At 63.4% G+C, this 15,033-nt stretch carries 19 protein-coding genes; all 19 read right to left on the bottom strand.

The window, feature by feature from the left end:
• Window positions 1-23 precede the first annotated feature (23 nt).
• On the bottom strand, window positions 24-1,265 hold the full coding sequence (locus ACOYQJ_RS05295; protein WP_422904969.1) for an NADH-quinone oxidoreductase subunit E: 1,242 nt from the start codon (window positions 1,263-1,265) through the stop codon (window positions 24-26).
• Between the two features lie 58 nt (window positions 1,266-1,323).
• Window positions 1,324-1,626, bottom strand: coding sequence for a hypothetical protein (locus ACOYQJ_RS05290; protein ID WP_422904968.1), 303 nt, complete (start codon window positions 1,624-1,626; stop codon window positions 1,324-1,326).
• 97 nt (window positions 1,627-1,723) lie between these two features.
• Window positions 1,724-2,944, bottom strand: coding sequence for an NADH-quinone oxidoreductase subunit D (locus ACOYQJ_RS05285; protein WP_422905311.1), 1,221 nt, complete (start codon window positions 2,942-2,944; stop codon window positions 1,724-1,726).
• Window positions 2,944-3,147: a hypothetical protein gene (locus ACOYQJ_RS05280; RefSeq protein WP_422904967.1), complete on the bottom strand. Its 204-nt coding sequence runs from the start codon at window positions 3,145-3,147 to the stop codon at window positions 2,944-2,946. The genes ACOYQJ_RS05285 and ACOYQJ_RS05280 overlap by 1 nt, the downstream gene beginning before the upstream one ends.
• The gene (locus ACOYQJ_RS05275; RefSeq protein ID WP_422904966.1) at window positions 3,144-3,740 is read right to left on the bottom strand and encodes an NADH-quinone oxidoreductase subunit C; all 597 of its coding nucleotides are present in this window, start codon (window positions 3,738-3,740) and stop codon (window positions 3,144-3,146) included. The genes ACOYQJ_RS05280 and ACOYQJ_RS05275 overlap by 4 nt, the downstream gene beginning before the upstream one ends.
• Complete coding sequence (locus tag ACOYQJ_RS05270) at window positions 3,737-4,270, bottom strand: NuoB/complex I 20 kDa subunit family protein (protein ID WP_422904965.1); 534 nt, start codon at window positions 4,268-4,270, stop codon at window positions 3,737-3,739. The genes ACOYQJ_RS05275 and ACOYQJ_RS05270 overlap by 4 nt, the downstream gene beginning before the upstream one ends.
• Window positions 4,261-4,626, bottom strand: coding sequence for an NADH-quinone oxidoreductase subunit A (locus ACOYQJ_RS05265; RefSeq protein ID WP_271433951.1), 366 nt, complete (start codon window positions 4,624-4,626; stop codon window positions 4,261-4,263). The genes ACOYQJ_RS05270 and ACOYQJ_RS05265 overlap by 10 nt, the downstream gene beginning before the upstream one ends.
• Window positions 4,627-4,853: 227 nt before the next feature.
• Complete coding sequence (locus ACOYQJ_RS05260; RefSeq protein WP_422904964.1) at window positions 4,854-5,237, bottom strand: hypothetical protein; 384 nt, start codon at window positions 5,235-5,237, stop codon at window positions 4,854-4,856.
• Window positions 5,237-6,016, bottom strand: coding sequence for a crotonase/enoyl-CoA hydratase family protein (locus ACOYQJ_RS05255; RefSeq protein ID WP_422904963.1), 780 nt, complete (start codon window positions 6,014-6,016; stop codon window positions 5,237-5,239). The genes ACOYQJ_RS05260 and ACOYQJ_RS05255 overlap by 1 nt, the downstream gene beginning before the upstream one ends.
• Window positions 6,004-6,525, bottom strand: a complete 522-nt coding sequence (locus tag ACOYQJ_RS05250; protein ID WP_422904962.1) for a P-loop nucleotide/nucleoside kinase family protein — start codon at window positions 6,523-6,525, stop codon at window positions 6,004-6,006. Before ACOYQJ_RS05250 ends, ACOYQJ_RS05255 begins: the two co-directional genes overlap by 13 nt.
• Window positions 6,522-7,373 carry a hydroxymethylglutaryl-CoA lyase gene (locus ACOYQJ_RS05245; protein WP_422904961.1) on the bottom strand — a complete coding sequence of 284 codons (852 nt, stop codon included), beginning with the start codon at window positions 7,371-7,373 and terminating at the stop codon, window positions 6,522-6,524. Before ACOYQJ_RS05245 ends, ACOYQJ_RS05250 begins: the two co-directional genes overlap by 4 nt.
• Before the next feature lie 51 nt (window positions 7,374-7,424).
• Window positions 7,425-8,093 carry a glutathione S-transferase family protein gene (locus tag ACOYQJ_RS05240; protein ID WP_422904960.1) on the bottom strand — a complete coding sequence of 223 codons (669 nt, stop codon included), beginning with the start codon at window positions 8,091-8,093 and terminating at the stop codon, window positions 7,425-7,427.
• The gene (locus ACOYQJ_RS05235; RefSeq protein ID WP_422904959.1) at window positions 8,090-10,030 is read right to left on the bottom strand and encodes an acetyl/propionyl/methylcrotonyl-CoA carboxylase subunit alpha; all 1,941 of its coding nucleotides are present in this window, start codon (window positions 10,028-10,030) and stop codon (window positions 8,090-8,092) included. The genes ACOYQJ_RS05240 and ACOYQJ_RS05235 overlap by 4 nt, the downstream gene beginning before the upstream one ends.
• Window positions 10,031-10,188: 158 nt before the next feature.
• On the bottom strand, window positions 10,189-11,793 hold the full coding sequence (locus ACOYQJ_RS05230) for a carboxyl transferase domain-containing protein (protein ID WP_422904958.1): 1,605 nt from the start codon (window positions 11,791-11,793) through the stop codon (window positions 10,189-10,191).
• Window positions 11,794-11,821: 28 nt separating this feature from the next.
• A complete protein-coding gene (locus ACOYQJ_RS05225) occupies window positions 11,822-12,406 on the bottom strand; it encodes a hypothetical protein (protein WP_422904957.1) in 585 nt (194 codons plus the stop codon).
• Entirely contained in the window at window positions 12,403-12,690 is a 288-nt protein-coding gene (locus ACOYQJ_RS05220; RefSeq protein ID WP_422904956.1) for a hypothetical protein, read from the bottom strand. Before ACOYQJ_RS05220 ends, ACOYQJ_RS05225 begins: the two co-directional genes overlap by 4 nt.
• On the bottom strand, window positions 12,687-14,237 hold the full coding sequence (locus ACOYQJ_RS05215) for an AMP-binding protein (RefSeq protein ID WP_422904955.1): 1,551 nt from the start codon (window positions 14,235-14,237) through the stop codon (window positions 12,687-12,689). Before ACOYQJ_RS05215 ends, ACOYQJ_RS05220 begins: the two co-directional genes overlap by 4 nt.
• On the bottom strand, window positions 14,237-14,719 hold the full coding sequence (locus ACOYQJ_RS05210) for a lysozyme inhibitor LprI family protein (protein WP_422904954.1): 483 nt from the start codon (window positions 14,717-14,719) through the stop codon (window positions 14,237-14,239). Before ACOYQJ_RS05210 ends, ACOYQJ_RS05215 begins: the two co-directional genes overlap by 1 nt.
• Complete coding sequence (locus ACOYQJ_RS05205) at window positions 14,716-15,033, bottom strand: hypothetical protein (RefSeq protein ID WP_422904953.1); 318 nt, start codon at window positions 15,031-15,033, stop codon at window positions 14,716-14,718. Before ACOYQJ_RS05205 ends, ACOYQJ_RS05210 begins: the two co-directional genes overlap by 4 nt.

The raw sequence follows: 15,033 nt of genomic DNA, 5'->3' as shown, positions 1-15,033 counted from the left end.
CCCTATCCGTATCCCGGATGTCCCTATTCGTAGACATCCCCCTTCTTGACACGGTTAGAAAACTCGGTTTCACCGCCCGACGCCAGCGTTTTTGCCTGCGACACCCATGTGTCACGCGTCACACGGCCTTTGAAACCTTCCAGATTGGCGTCAACCCAAGCGACTTCCGCCTCGGACCAAGATGCGATCTGGTCAAAATGATAGAAGCCAAGGCTGTTGCAAAGCTTCTCAAGTTTCGGGCCTATTCCCTTGATTTGCTTGAGATCATCTGCCTGGCCACCGCGCGGGCCGTCCAGCGCTTCGGGCTTGGTGCCGGGGCTGTCGGGTGCGTCGGCGTCAGGGACGGTTGTCGCCGCCTCTGCTGCTTTGGTCTTAGACGTGGCCGCAGCCCCGGATTTCGCCGGTTTCGCAGCGGTTTCAGCGCCTTTCGCCTTGGTTTCGGGCTTGGCCTTGGGCGTCGCGACGGCCTCGCGCTTGTCAACGCCGGTCTTGTCGACCGGGCTGTTGGCGGCGGGTTTGGGCTGTTCGGCGGGCGTGCCCGTGGTCGTGAAGGCAGAGGCATCGCCCCAGGGCGCGCGCAGTGGCACTTCGGTGCCGTCGATGCGCTTGACCGTGTCGCCAATGTCCTGCGCCAGTTGCGCCGAGGCGTTCAGCTTGATCGAGCCGTTGACGAATTCGGTCAGCGAGGTGAGCCCGGACTTGGGCTCGGCGGCGAAACGACCGTTTTGCGGGCCGACTTGCGGCACCTCGCCTTTGCCAAGCGCATCCAGAAGTGCGCGAAGCTTGTCCACGGTCAGGTCTTCGTAATAATCCTTGCCGATCTGGGCCATCGGCGCGTTGGTGCAAGCGCCAAGGCACTCGACCTCTTCCCAAGAAAACTTGCCATCTGCGCTGAGCGTATGCGCCTTGTCGGCGATCTTTTCACGGCAGACGGCAATCAGGTCCTCGGCGCCGCATATCATGCAGGAGGTCGTCCCGCAAATCTGAATATGAGCAACAGACCCAACAGGTTGCAGCTGGAACATAAAGTAGAACGAGGCCACTTCCAGCACCCGCATGTAGGGCATGCCGAGCATCTCGGCGATGCCTTCGATGGCCGGGCGTGTCAGCCAGCCTTCTTGCTCTTGCGCCCGCCACAGCAGCGGGATCACCGCGCTGGCCTGACGGCCTGCCGGGTATTTCGTCATCTGAGCCTCGGCCCAGGCCAGGTTGTCCGGCGTGAAGGCGAAAGTTTCAGGTTGCTCTTTATGCAAACGGCGCAGCATTGGGCACGTTCTCCGAAAGTTGCGCGCCGCCTCGCTGGCGGCGCGGGATCAGGAATTCTCAGGCTTCGGCAGCGGCCGTCGCCTTGGGTTGGCAGGCGCCTACGACCGAGCGCACGCCGCCATTGGGCAGCGACACAGCCTGCTCTCTCGACACCTTGTATTGCGCGACTTCGATCAGTTTTTCACGGGTCATGCCGGTTTGCAGTTCGACCGGGAGATAGTCGGTTTCTGTCGAAAGCTCGCACCCGATCGAGGCCACAGCCGCATCAAAAGCGGCCAGATCTTGTTCAGTGACCCCCTCGGGCAACACGCAGGCTGCGGTCAGGCTCAGCGTGGCAAACGCAGCAAAAATCTTGTTCATTACAGGTCCCTCGTAGTCACTTTGTCGCTCTGCCGCGGCATTGTGCCGTTCTGGCATTGGGTCTTCAAAGGCGAACGGGGCCAAGTGGCCCCGCCTGTTATCTGTCAATCTCTCCGAACACGACATCCATCGTCCCGATGATCGCCGCCACATCGGCCAGCTGGTGGCCCGTTGCGACATGATCCATCGCCTGCAAATGCAGGAAGCCGGGCGCACGCAGCTTGGCCCGGTAGGGTTTGTTGGAGCCGTCCGACACAAGGTAAACGCCGAATTCGCCTTTGGGCGCTTCGACTGCGGCATAAATTTCGCCTTCGGGCACTTTGAAACCCTCTGTGTACAGCTTGAAGTGATGGATCAAGGCTTCCATCGAGGTCTTCATGTCGCCGCGTGTCGGCGGGGTCAGCTTGCCACGGGCCAGAATGTCCCCCTGCCCTTCGGGTGCGCGCAGCTTGGCGATCGCCTGATGGATGATATGCACCGACTGGCGCATCTCTTCCATACGGCAGAGGTAACGGTCATAGCAGTCGCCGTTCTTGCCGACAGGGATCTGGAATTCGAACTCGTCATAGCATTCGTAAGGCTGCGCGCGGCGCAAATCCCATGCGAGGCCCGAGCCGCGCACCATGACGCCCGAAAAGCCCCATTCGTTGATCTCTTCTTCGGTCACAACACCGATATCGCAGTTGCGCTGCTTGAAGATGCGGTTCTCGGTCAGCAGCCCGTCGATGTCGTCCATCACCTTGGGGAATTCATTGGCCCAGGTTTCGATATCGTCGATCAGCTTGGGCGGCAGGTCCTGATGGACGCCGCCGGGGCGGAAATAGGCGGCGTGCAGACGGGCGCCACAAGCGCGCTCGTAGAACACCATCAGCTTTTCGCGCTCCTCAAAGCCCCAAAGCGGCGGCGTCAGCGCGCCCACGTCCATGGCCTGGGTCGTCACGTTCAGCAGGTGGTTAAGCACCCGGCCAATCTCGCAGAACAGCACCCGGATCAGGCTGGCGCGGCGCGGCACCTCGACCCCGGTCAGCTTTTCGATGGCCAGACACCAGACATGTTCCTGGTTCATCGGGGCCACGTAGTCCAGCCGGTCGAAATACGGCAGGTTCTGCAGGTAGGTCCGGCTCTCCATGAGCTTTTCCGTGCCCCGGTGCAGCAGGCCGATATGCGGGTCCGCCCGCTCGACGATCTCGCCGTCAAGCTCTAGAACCATCCGCAAAACCCCGTGCGCCGCAGGGTGTTGCGGGCCGAAGTTGATGTTGAAATTGCGGATCTTCTGTTCACCCGTCAGGGCGTCTTCGAAACCTTTGGAGCCGTCCATCATGCCGTGCCTCCGTCAATCTTGTCTTTGAAGGCCATAACCCAAAGCAGGATCAAAGCCACAAGCGGGATGAGTGTAAACAACGCAACCCAATTCGGGATTCCGAAACGGGGAAGAAGACGCCAGAACGGAATGATGATGGCCGCCCCAAATACCACAAGCCACACAAGGCCGCTTCCGCCCATGCCGTAGCCGCCCATCATGCCTTTTCCTCGGTCTTCTCATCACCCGGCAGGATATAGTTGGCACCCTCCCACGGCGACATGAAATCGAACTGGCGATATTCCTGAACCAGCGATACCGGCTCGTACACAACGCGCTTTTGCTCTTCGTCATAGCGCACCTCGGTATAGCCCGTGGTCGGGAAGTCCTTGCGCAGCGGGTGGCCGCGAAAACCGTAATCCGTCAGGATGCGGCGCAGGTCCGGGTGGCCGGTAAAGATCACACCGAACATGTCAAAGACTTCGCGCTCGAACCAGTTGGCCGACGGATGCACCGAAACAATCGACGGCACCATTTCATCTTCGCGGATGCTCACCCGCAGGCGAATGCGGTGGTTCTGGTACATCGACAAGAAGTGGTACACCACGTCAAAACGCTTGGGCCGCTCGGGGTGATCGATCCCGGTGATATCGACCAACGTGGTGAATTTGCAGGTGGAATCGGTCTTCAGAAACTCGACAAACCCGCGAATATTCGCGGGCGCCACGTCAACCGTCAGCTCGTCATGGGTGACGGTCCAGCCGATCACGCAATCCGGGCGTTTCTGTTCGATATGGGCACCAAGGTCTTTCATCGTACGAGTGTCCCCGTTCTGCGAATCTTCTTCTGAAGCGCCATGATGCCGTACAGCAGCGCCTCGGCCGTCGGCGGGCAGCCCGGAACGTAGACATCGACGGGAACGATCCGGTCGCAGCCGCGCACAACGCTATAGGAATAGTGGTAGTAGCCGCCGCCATTGGCGCAGGACCCCATGGAGATCACATAGCGCGGCTCGGGCATCTGGTCATAGACCTTGCGCAGCGCCGGGGCCATCTTGTTGGTCAGCGTCCCGGCCACGATCATCAGGTCCGACTGGCGCGGTGAGGCGCGGGGCGCGGTGCCGAAACGCTCCATGTCATAGCGTGGCATCGCGGTGTGCATCATCTCGACGGCGCAGCAGGCCAGACCGAAGGTCATCCAGTGCAGCGAGCCGGTGCGCGCCCAATTGATGATGTCCTCGGTCGAGGTCAGCAGAAAGCCTTTGTCCTGCAGCTCGCGATTCAGCTCCTGCGTGGCGACTTCCTTGTCGGGCCCAGCAGTGTTGACTCCGGTCATCACTCCCATTCGAGCGCCCCTTTCTTCCATTCGTAAGCAAAGCCGATGGTCAGAACGCCAAGGAAGACCATCATCGACCAGAAACCCACCATGCTGACGTCCTTGAAGGCCACGGCCCACGGGAACAGAAAGGCGATCTCAAGGTCAAAGATGATGAACAGGATCGAGACCAGATAGAACCGGACGTCGAACTTCATCCTTGCGTCATCAAAGGCGTTGAACCCGCATTCGTAGGCCGAAACCTTTTCCGGGTCGGGGTTGCGCACGGCGATGATCACAGCGGCAAGGATAAGCACAAGGCCAAGACCGATGGCGATGGCCAGAAAGACCAGAATGGGAAGGTATTCCCGCAGCATCTCTTCCACGAGGCGGCTCCTTCGTTGAGGCGCGCGAGGCCCGCGCGCGGATGTTCAGGCCTGACTTATCCCTACGCGCCATCAGGGTCAACAAGCCTAAGCCACATTCAATGGGCTGAAAGTAAATGCAAATGCCCGAATGTTTCCGGATTTTTCTCTTTGAGCACAGGTGGATACTGCGTCTGCCGTGCGGCTTGCCCAAAAATGCCGCGCTCAAGGGTCGCGGCGTGCACGCTTTAATCGGCGCCCGAGATCACCATGACATAGGCGGCCAGCGCGCTCATCACCAGAGTCGCCGGACCCCATAGCGCCCGCTCCCGCTGCGACGGCGTGATCCAGTTGAGCAGCGTTGTGACCAGCGACAGGGCCAGCGCCGCCCAGCCCGTCCAGCGCGGCCAGTCAAGCCCCGGAAACCCGGCTGCCGACAGGATCGCCAGCGCCTGAAGCATCAGAACCGGGATCGACAGTGCGGCCATCGCCCGGCCCTTCAACGGCAGTTTGCCCGGGTGCTGCCCGCCTTGGGTATAGGCCCCAAGCGGCGTCCCAAGGATCAGGGCGATCTGAAAGAAGATCACCGCCAGACAAGCCGTGGCATAAAGGTGGGCGATCTGGACAATCATTACGCCCAGGGCGCCGGGCGCTTGTCCAGAAAGGCCCCGATGCCTTCGCGGGCCTCAATGGTTTCCCACCTCGCGGCGAGCGCGTCGATGGCCAGATCGACCTCGGCCTGCGTGACGCCTCCGGTCAGATCGCGGATCAGGCGTTTGGCATCGCGGACCGCGCCGGGGGCGCAGCTCAGATAGGGGGTAATCTCGGCCTCAACGGCCTCGTCCAGCGCCTCGGGCGGCACGGCGCGGGACAAAAGCCCCAGCCGCACCGCCTCGTCCCCGTCGAAAACGCGTGCATTCATAAAGACTTCGCGGGCGCTGCGTGCGCCCATGCGGGCCAGCACATAGGGGCCGATATTGGCCGGGATCAGACCCAGCTTGACCTCGGTCAGGGCCATTTTCAGCCCCGCCACGCCAATCGTCACATCACAGACTGCGGCAAGGCCGACGCCGCCGCCAAAGGCATTGCCCTGCACCCGTCCAATCAACGGCTGAGGCAGGTCGTACAGCGCGCCAAGCGCGGCGGCGATCCGCGCTGATTCGCGGCGGCGGGTGTCCGGGTCCATGCCGAACTGCTCGCGCATCCAAGCAAGATCGCCCCCCGCGCAAAAGGTCTTGCCCTGTGCTGCCAGAACGACCACGCGCACCGCGTCATCCTGCGCCAAGGCGCGCGCCTCGGCCTCAAGCTCTTGCATCATCTGCGCCGAGAGGGCGTTGTGCTTGTCCTCGCGGGCCAGCCAGATGGTCGCCACGCCGCGCGCGTCTTTGGTTACCTCGATCAGTTCAGCCATCCCCGGCCCTCCAGTTCTTTGATGATCCGCCCGGTTGCCGCCTCGGCGGAGAAATCCGCCGTATCCAGACGCAAGGCCCCGTCAAAGGGTGTGTAATCGCGTGTACAGACCGCCTGCCAGTCGGGCTGTTGCCCCCCTTCGGGCGCATCGCGGTCCGCCTCGATCCGGCGTCGATGCGCTGCGGTGTCGGAACAGACCAGCTCCACATCCAGATGCAATGCCCCGGCCTTTGCCGAGGCCACCTGCCATGCCGCGCGGGTCATGGCCCAAGGGTTCACGCAATCGGCGATGACGCAAAAACCTTGCCGCAAGGCTCCCGATGCCACCGCCTGCGCCGCCGCATAGCCGCCATCCGCAAGGTCATCGCAGCGCATATGTGACAGGCGCATCGCCCCCTCGATCGCATCGATCCGCAGCCAAAGCGCGCCTGTCCGGGCCGCCAGCATCCGCGCCAGTGTGCTTTTGCCGACCCCCGGCAGGCCAGCAAGGCTGACCATCCAGACGCTCACCCGCGCATCGCCCGCGCCATGGCTCCGGCTTGGTCGAGCACGGCGCGATCAAGGCCGGTCTCGTAGCCCAGGGCGGTCAGGCGGTCGTGCACCGCTTCGGTTGCCACATTGCCCGCCGCGCCGGGCGCATAGGGGCAACCGCCCAGCCCGCCAACCGCCGCATCGAACACCCGCAGCCCGCGCTCCAATGACACTTCGATATTCTCCAGCGCCCGCCCGCTGGTGTCGTGAAAATGCCCGGCCAGTCGTGCCGCGGGCATGTCCTGTAGAACCACATCCAGCATCGTCCCGACTGCCTCGGGCTCTCCGCGTCCGATGGTGTCGCCCAGTGACACCTCGTAACAGCCCATGTCGCGCAAGGCAGAAACCACACGCGCCACGCTGTCCGGCGCCACCGCGCCGTCATAGGGGCACTCGACCACGCAAGAGACATAGCCTCGCACCGGTAGTCCTGCCTCCTGCGCTGCCTTGGCCACCGGGGCAAACCGTTCGAGGCTTTCGGCAATGGTGGCGTTGATATTGGCCTTGGAAAACCCTTCCGAGGCCGAGCCGAAGATCGCCACCTCGTCTGCCTTGGCGGTAATCGCGCGCTCGAGCCCCTGCATGTTCGGCGTCAAGGCGGCATAGGATACGCCCGCCGCCCGCGTTATCCCGGCCAGCACCTCGCCACTGTCGGCCATCTGCGGCACCCACTTGGGGCTGACAAAACTGGCGCATTCGATCCGCCGAAAGCCCGCACGGCTCAGGCAATCCACCAAGGCGATCTTGTCCGAGGTCGGGATCTGCCGCGCCTCGTTCTGAAGCCCGTCCCGCGGCCCGACTTCGAAAATCTCGACATGTTCGGCCATGTTGCCCCCTGTCTGTTTGTCTTCAAATTCGCGTGGCCCTCGCGGGCCCGGTCACGCCTCGGGCACAGGATAAAACTCCTGCGTGTAAAAGCGCTGCTGCCCCTCGCGGGCCACTGCCCGCAGATAGGCCGGGCGCGCCTCGATCCGCGCCTTGTAGGCCTGAAGCCGCGGGAACGGGTCCAACTTTACGTAGAAGGGCGCGGCGAAAAGGTTGAAGCCCATCATCACGTCCGCCGCCGAAAACCCCGATGGCAGCAACCATTGCTGATCACCAAGGCGCGTTTCCATTCCTGCCAAGGTGCCCTTGAGACGCGCGGCCAGCAGTTTCAGCAGAACTGGATCGGCCTTCGCGGGCGGTCTGAGAAACAGGTGGTTCAGGTTGAGGTTCTCGATCAGGCTGGCTTGGGTTTCGGCATAGTGAATCCACTGCAGATAGGCGGGCCGTTCAGGATCATCCACCGCACGCCCCAGTTCCGGGGCAAAGCGTTCGGTCAGATATTCGACAATCGCGCCGCTTTCGGCCAGTTCCAGCCCGTCCATCTCGATGGCCGGGATGCGCACGGCGGGCGAAACACGCGGAAGATCGCCTTCGCGCATTTCCCTGGTGCCGATCCTGTGCTCGACGATCTCAAGCGGCCCCAGTTTGTCCAATCCGATTTCTTCCAGCAGCCAGAGCACCCGGAACGAGCGACCATATTGCACGTGATGCAGACGGATCATGCCTCTTCCTCCTCAAGGCGGATCAGCGGGGCGCCGGCCTCAACCTGATCGCCATCACTCACCAGCACTTCGGCCACGGTGCCGTCCAGCCCGGCGACGAGCGTATGTTCCATTTTCATTGCTTCAAGCACCGCCAGACGATCCCCGGCCTGCACCACCTGCCCCGCATGGACATGCACCGAGACCACCCGTCCCGGCATTGGCGCCAGCGTCAACCCGTTGCCGCCTGCAGCCTCGGCGGCGCGGTCCAGTGGATCGACCACATCAAAACCAATGCCGTAGCTGGCAAAGACAGTCACCCGCCCGCCAGCCAGATGCGCCTGCCCGCAGAGGCTACCGTCAAACCACCAGCGCCCGCCACGATGTTCAGCCAGAACCGTTGCGTCCGGGACGGCAATCTCGGCGCGGTCCGGCCCAAGGATGCGCAGCACGCAGGGAAAATCCTGATCGTCGCGGCGCAGAACCACCGATCGCTCCAGCGGCTGCCAAAGGGTAAAGCCGCGATCCCAATCGCCCGGCTGATCTAACCCTGCGGCCCAAAGCGCGGCCTGCGCCAGAACGGCGGGCGTCACGTCAGGCGCGGCGGTCAGGGCGGCAATGTCGCGTCCGATCAACCCGGTGTCGACCTCGCCCGCGGCAAAGCCCGCGTGCCCCGCCAATGCGCCCAGAAAGGCCAGATTGGTCACCGTTCCGGCCACCTGGGTTTCCGCCAGTCCGCGCGCCAGTTTTTGCAAGGCCACTGCGCGCGTCGGGCCATGTACGATCAGTTTCGCAATCATCGGATCGTAATGCGGGCTGATGTCATCGCCTGAACGCACGCCGCTGTCGGCGCGCACGCCTTCGGGAAAGGCCAGATGCGCCAGATGGCCGGTGGCGGGCAAAAAGCCTGCGGGCACGTCTTCGGCATAAAGCCGCGCCTCAAAGGCATGGCCGGTGATCGTCAGATCGTTCTGGGTGCAAGGCAGGCTTTCTCCCGCCGCGACCCGGATCTGCCATTCCACCAGATCGATGCCGGTGATGGCCTCGGTCACTGGGTGTTCGACCTGTAGGCGGGTGTTCATTTCCATGAACCAGAAGCCGTCGGGGCGCAGCCCGTCCGAGCCATCGACGATGAATTCCACCGTGCCCGCGCCCTTGTAGCCAATCGCCTCGGCAGCGCGCACGGCGGCGGCGCCCATGGCGGCGCGCATGTCCTCGGTCATGCCCGGCGCGGGGGCCTCTTCGATGACCTTCTGGTGGCGGCGCTGGAGCGAGCAATCGCGTTCGAACAGATGCACCGCGCGGGTGCCATCGCCAAAGACCTGCACTTCGATATGGCGTGGCTGGGTCACGAATTTCTCGATCAACACGGCGTCATTGCCGAACGAGGTCCGGGCCTCGGCTTTGGCGCGTTCCAGCGCATCGACAAAAGCCTCGGGCGTCTCGACCAGTCGCATGCCCTTGCCGCCGCCGCCCGCGACGGCCTTGATCAACACCGGATAGCCGATGCGCGCGGCTTCAAGCTCCAGATGCCCTGGATCCTGATCGGCGCCGTGATAGCCGGGCACAACGGGCACGCCCGCCTCTTCCATAAGGGCCTTGGCCGCATCCTTTAGCCCCATCTTGCGGATCGCGCTGGCCGAGGGGCCGACAAAGGTCAGCCCCGCCGCCTCGACCTGATCGACGAACTCCGGGTTCTCGGACAGAAAACCATAGCCCGGATGGATCGCCTGCGCGCCGGCACCGAGCGCCGCTTCGATGATCCGCTCGCCGCGCAGATAGCTGTCGGCGGGCGCCGCGCCGCCGATGCAGATCGCCGTATCGGCCATCTGGACGTGTTTTGCCGCCGCGTCCGCCTCGGAATAGACCGCAACGCAGCGCAGCCCCATGGCGCGGGCCGTTTCCATCACCCGGCAGGCAATTTCGCCCCGGTTGGCAATCAGGATCGTGTCAAACATGGGTCTCTTCCTTGTGCCTTGGCGTCCACATCGGGCGCGACAGCGAGGGGCCAGCCCCTCGCACACCCCGGGGTATTTCAAACAAGATGAAGGCATGAAGCTTTGCCCTCTGCGTCCATTCGTTCCAAACAGTCATTTGCATCGAAGCCCCCTGATGCTCACATCCGAAAGACGCCGAAACGCGTCTCCTCGATGGGCGCGTTCAACGCGGCGCGCAGGCTGAGAGCGAGGGTTGCACGGCTTTTGCGCGGGTCGATCACCCCGTCGTCCCAGAGCCGCGCACTGGCATAAAGCGGATGCGACTGGCGTTCGAACATCTCGATGGTCGGGCGCTTGAACTCGGCCTCTTCCTCGGCGCTCCAACTGCCGCCCTGACGTTCGATCGCATCGCGTTTGACTGTGGCCAGAACCCCGGCCGCCTGTGCGCCGCCCATGACCGAAATGCGGCTGTTGGGCCAGGTCCAGAGGAAGCGCGGCTGGTAGGCTCGCCCCGCCATGCCATAGTTGCCCGCCCCGAACGAGCCGCCAACCAACATGGTGATCTTGGGGACATTGGTGCTGGCCACGGCTGTCACCATCTTGGCGCCGTGCCGGGCAATGCCTTCGTTTTCGTATTTGCGACCAACCATGAAGCCCGTGATATTCTGCAGGAAAACCAGCGGGATACGGCGCTGACTGCACAGTTCCACGAAATGCGCGCCTTTTTGGGCGGCCTCGCTGAACAGCACGCCGTTGTTGGCGATGATCCCGCAGGGCATGCCGTGAACATGGGCAAATCCGGTCACGAGCGTTTCGCCGAAGCGGGCCTTGAACTCATCAAAGCGCGAGCCGTCGACCATGCGGGCAATGACCTCGCGGATGTCGTAAGGCGTGCGCGGATCGCCCGGCACCACGCCAAGGATTTCGTCCGGGTCATAGGCCGGATCTTCGGGCGTTATGATCGGCAGATCGGTCCGGTGCGGCGCGCCCAGCCCTGCCACCGCCTTCCGCGCCAATGCCAAGGCATGCGCATCATCCTCGGCCAGATAATCCGCCACGCCGGACAGGCGGGTATGCACGTCGCCGCCGCCAAGATCTTCGGCAGTGACCACTTCGCCGGTCGCCGCCTTGACCAAAGGCGGGCCGGCCAGAAAGATCGTGCCCTGTTCCTTCACGATGATCGAGACATCGGACATGGCAGGCACATATGCCCCGCCTGCGGTGCAGGACCCCATGACCACGGCGATCTGCGCGATGCCCTTGGCGCTCATCCTTGCCTGATTGTAGAAGATCCGGCCAAAGTGGTCGCGGTCCGGAAAGACCTCGTCCTGATTGGGAAGGTTGGCGCCGCCACTGTCGACGAGGTAGATGCAGGGCAGATGGTTTTCCTCGGCGATCTCCTGCGCGCGCAGGTGCTTTTTGACCGACATCGGGTAATAGGTGCCGCCCTTTACCGTGGCGTCGTTGCAGACCACCATGACTTGCCGTCCGTGCACCTGTCCGACGCCCGCGATCATGCCCGCCGCCGGGGCCGCGCCATCATACATGCCATGCGCTGCGGTTGCGCCGATTTCAAGGAAAGGCGCCCCGGGATCAAGCAGGTTGGCCACACGTTCCCGCGGCAGCATCTTGCCGCGCGAGACGTGGCGTTCGCGCGACCGTGCACCGCCGCCCTGTGCCGCCAGCTCGGCGGCTTCAGCGATTTCGCGCAGGGCGGTTTCATGCGCCGCGCGGTTGGCGCGGGCCGTTTCCGACCCGACAATATAGGACGATGTCAGCCGCATGCGCCTGCTCCTGTTATGATTTTTTGAGTCATTCCTTGTCCTTTCCTGCACGCGCACGAGGCCGCGTGGGGGGCGGCACCTGCGCCCAGCCTGCGGAGAAGGCATCGGGAACGGCGTCCAGATAGCGCGCCAATTGCCATGCCGAAACCGCGTTGATCAGCCTGCGGTTGGCTTCGCGGGCCTGACACCAGGCTTCCATGACGGGCGTGTTACCCGCGCAATCCGGCTCGGCCCATTGGCCCAGTGCCAAGGCGTAAAGCGCGGCGTACAGCGGCTCTTCGCCCCGGCCGACCAAGGTTTCGGGAGTGGGCAGCGCGGCGCGCACCTTGTCCGACAGAACGTCCTGCTGGGCGCCAAGCGCATGCTGGCAGGCCAATGGCGTCTCTGATCGGTCGCACGACACTATACCGAGGGTGCCGCAATATTCGACACCGTGCGTGTCGCCGATCTCGAAACTGTCCGCCTCCGGCCCCGTCAGATGCCGATTCAAGGCCCGCTCAAAACGGGCCGCTTCGGCGTCCATGCACTCGGAAAAGCTCGGCAGCGGCTCGGGTTCCTGAGCAAAGGAAGGCGACATAGCGACAAGCGACAGACCTGCAGCACGGATCATCATGTCCGTTCCCCATCGCCCCACAGCCAGCCTCCGAACCGAAGGATCAGCCTGGCTCCCAGAACCAAGACGGCCAGAACGTAGGCAACGAGGCAGCCCAGAAGCACAACTTCCATCAGGATCGCTATCAATCCTCCCGGCTCCACCTGGCCAAAGACCGCCGCGATCACCCCTTCAGGAAAAAAGGCAAGCGCCCCAACCATTGCCACAATGAAAGGGCTCACGCCCAACAATGACACCCCTTGAAACCACTTCGGCCAGGTCTTTCGATTTGGCAGGACGCTCATTCTTTCACCTCCTGCGCGGCCATCGCCTTCAGATCCTTGCGGATCACCTTGCCGGTCACCGTCATGGGCAGCGCTTTGACAAAGCTGATTTCCCTTGGGTATGAATAGCTTGCGAGGCGATCTTGGACCCACTCCTGAAGCTCGAGCTCGTGGACATCCGCGCCCGGTTTACGCACCACATAGGCTTTGACGATTTCGGTGCGCAGCGGATCGGGTTTGCCGACAACGCCGACGGTTGCGACCCCGGGATGGGTCAGCAGGCAGTCTTCGATCTCGGCGGGGCCGATGCGATAGCCGGCGCTGGTGATCACGTCATCCTCGCGCCCGATAAAGCGCAGATAACCGTCGTCCCAGATGCCCCGGTCGCCGGTCAGCATCCAGTCACCGCGGAATTTCTCGGCGGTCTGCTCTGGGCGGTTCCAGTACCCCAGCATCATCGAGGCCGCGCCGCGCCGGATGGCGATATCGCCCTCGTCGGTGGTTTCCTGACCTTCCTCGTCCAGCACCGCAATCTCAAAGCCCGGCGCCGGTTTGCCGATGCAACCGGGACGCGGGGGGAACAGCGCGCTACAGGAACTGGCGACCATATTGCATTCGGTCTGGCCGTAAAATTCGTTGATCGTCACGCCGAGCGCCTCTTGTGCCCAGGCCAGCATTTCTGCCCCCAAAGGCTCGCCGCCGCTGGCGACCGTGCGCAGACCGGAAATCCGGGCCGCCTCGGCCTTGAGCATCCGCAGCGCGGTGGGCGGGAAAAACACGTTGCGTACCCCGCCCTGCGCGATGATCTCGGCGCAGGCCTGCGGGGTGAATTTCGCCAGCCGCGCGGCGACAACGGGCACGCCAAGGCGCAGGCCCGGCATGAGCACGTCGAACAGCCCGCCAATCCAGGCCCAATCCGCCGGAGTCCAGAGGACATCCCCATTCTGCCCCAGAAAATCATGGCTGATCTCGACGCCCGGCATATGCCCTTCAAGCACTCGGTGGCCGTGCAGCGCGCCCTTGGCGCTGCCGGTGGTGCCGCTGGTGTAGATCAGAACCGCCGGGTCTTCCTGGCTGCAGTCTTCGGCGGGCAATCGGGTGTCGCCGAGGGTCAGCGTCTCGGGCAACAGCGCCGTGACGCCATCCAGCGCGCCGACCATTCGGGCGCCTTCTTCGTCGGTCACGATGATCCGCGCGCCCGCGTCACTGACGCGCGCGGCCAGCGCATCATGGCGAAACAGCTTGAACAACGGGATCGAGATGGCGCCCAACTTCCAGATCGCGATATGCGCGGCCGCGCACCACGCCCCTTGCGAGCGCAGAACCCCCACGCGATCGCCGCGCCCGATGCCTCGGGCCAACATGTTCAGAGCCAGAGAGTCCGCCATGCGGCGCAACTGGGCATAGGTGATTTCGTCCCGCCCTTCGGTCAGATCAATGATCGCAACGCGGTCAGGGTCCCGTTCGCACCATGCATCGCAGACCGACGCGCCAAGGTTCATACGCGCAGGGATCTGCCAAGCGAAGCCATCACGCAGGGCGTCGTATGTTGCGGCGCGGGTCAGCATCAGTCGCCGGGCATCGTTGATTCGAGAAACAGCGCCTGTCTGGCGGTTTCCTGCATCAGGCACATGATCGAGGCTGGCCCGCCCCCGGTTCCACCGCCCCATTGGCTGCGGATGTAATCGCAGGAGCGATCACGGTAGGGGATCCAGGCGCGCTGCATCTCGCGCAGGGTATCGACCTGCGAGGGCGCAAAATCAGCGTTTTCGGCGTCCATCTGCTTGGCATAGGCCATCGCTTCAGCGTAGGCCTGATTCAACTGTTGATCCCAGGCCTGCCGCTCGGCGTCATAACAGCCGCCCATGCCGACGGTGGTGTAGCCACCGGGGGTGTTTTCCGTACAGGCCTCGGCCGAAGCGCCGATGCAGTCCTCGGACGTGCCGCCAGAGGCGAAACATGCGTCGGTCGCGTCCATGGAAAAGACCAGATCCTGCGCTGCCGCAGGCGCGCTCAGCGCAAGCGCCACAAGAGTCAGTGCGAATTTCATGTTCTTGGCCCTCCTTCCCTTGTCGCCTGCCCCGGTGGGGACAGGCCGACCAGCCCGCCAAACCGATTGACGCGGTATTCCCAAAACGCCCGCGGCGTTCCGCAGCGGATCACCAGCCAGACCGTGTCGCCCGGTCGGGCCAGACAATCCCAGTTTTCCACTCCCGCGCCCTCTTGATTAGCATAGCGCGCGGCATAGGCGGCAATGGTTTCGCTTTCCGTCAGGTTGGCGGCGATCCAGCCCAGCCGAAAGGCCTGCAAGGCGCCAAACAGCACCAACAGGCCCAGCGGCAGGAACCACAGCCAACGCGGCAT

Source organism: Pacificoceanicola algae (assembly GCF_049341065.1).
In the GTDB taxonomy this organism is placed as follows: Bacteria; Pseudomonadota; Alphaproteobacteria; order Rhodobacterales; family Rhodobacteraceae; genus Pacificoceanicola.
Note: the sequence above shows the minus strand (reverse complement) of the source record. Positions and strands in the feature narration are given on the sequence as shown.